The organism is Xanthovirga aplysinae, from assembly GCF_009711365.1.
GTDB classification, from domain to species: Bacteria; Bacteroidota; Bacteroidia; order Cytophagales; family Cyclobacteriaceae; genus Xanthovirga; species Xanthovirga aplysinae.
The window spans coordinates 1-1,303 of sequence record NZ_SMMB01000372.1; the positions used below are offsets into that span (position 1 = coordinate 1).

The 1,303-nt window shown below is 33.2% G+C and carries 2 protein-coding genes; both read right to left on the bottom strand.

Annotated features, from left to right (window positions below; genetic code table 11):
• On the bottom strand, window positions 1–734 hold a 734-nt coding region (locus E1171_RS01220; RefSeq protein ID WP_155203287.1), incomplete at its 3' end, for a cupin domain-containing protein.
• A 103-nt stretch (window positions 735–837) separates the two neighbouring features.
• Window positions 838–1,303, bottom strand: a 466-nt coding sequence (locus E1171_RS01225) for a helix-turn-helix domain-containing protein (protein WP_155203289.1), incomplete at its 5' end; no start/stop codon positions are given.

Genomic DNA, 1,303 nt, shown 5'->3' on the forward strand with positions numbered 1-1,303 from the left:
TCGTGTCCTTCAAATTCAAGGGTTCCACTAAAGCCTTTGGGTAATGTAAAAAAGTCCCCGGTGAAAAATGTTGTTGATTTTCCAGTTTTAGAGGTGATCTTAACTTTTCCAGTGAGCACATGAATGAATTTATCCAACTTTTGGTTTTTGTATTCAATTGTACTCTTTTTATAATTATTTATTTCTGCTTTTAATTCTACCCCATCAAACAAGACATCGTTTTCCGAGTCTCTTCTTGCCCCAATTCCGGATAATTTTTGTCTATTCAACATGAAAGGGATTAACTCAGAGCTTTTGGCCTTCCTGGAATTCTTTGATCTTTTCTTTGTCATAATGGCGATTTCCAGGAAGTAGTTTCCTCCCCCTACCGTAGTCCATTTTCCATTAAATCCCTTTGGGACCAGAAAAAAATCACCTTTGGTGAAGGTTAATTTTTCTCCATTTTCGAGTGTTAATACGGCTTGTCCATTGGTAACGCAGACAAATTCGTCAATGGAATAATTTTTCCAGTCATGTGAAGCGGTATTACTCGCAGTAACATTAATAGCAATATCTTCTCCTGAAAATATTCTTTTGGTGTAAAGCTTCCTTTCCGATTCTGCCCAGGAAGGGTGGATTCTTTTCAGGTTTAATCCGGAAATTGTTTCCCTGTCTAATAAAATGGGTTCAGAAGTTGTCTGTCCATGCCCTAGGCTATAGACAAAAACAAATAGGGAGAATAGTAATCTTTTCATTGATAAAAATTTGTTTGGAAATAATCTTTATGCAATGATATCTAAGTTGAATCTTTTAAAAGTTCAGCTTTATAAAAGAGAAGTTCAGAATTAGAATACTGAACTAAATTTGAGCCTTTCTGAAAGCGGCTGGGGTAATGTTTGTTTTTTGTTTGAAAAGAGTATAAAAAGTGGATTTGGAGTTAAAACCTGATTCATATCCAATGGCATCTATTGTTAAATGATCAAATTTCGTTAACAATTCCTTGGCTTCTTCAATTCTGTATGTATTAATGAAAGTTGAAAAACTTACCCCTAAATTATCATTTAGAAGCTGGGATAATTGATGACCACTTATATTTAATTCCTTGGCCAGATCAATCACTTTTAGGTTGGGGTTTTTAAAAGCCTTTGAATCTAATAAGTACTTTTGAAGGTTTTCTAATTGCTGTGTGGCCTCGACGCTATTTATTTTTTTATCAGCGTATTTCGGTTTCTTTATTTTTTGATTCTTTTTTTCTAAAAAGAAGTTAAAAACAATTGATAGATAAAAAATTATTGAATATAAAATAGGTCCTAAAATATAATTG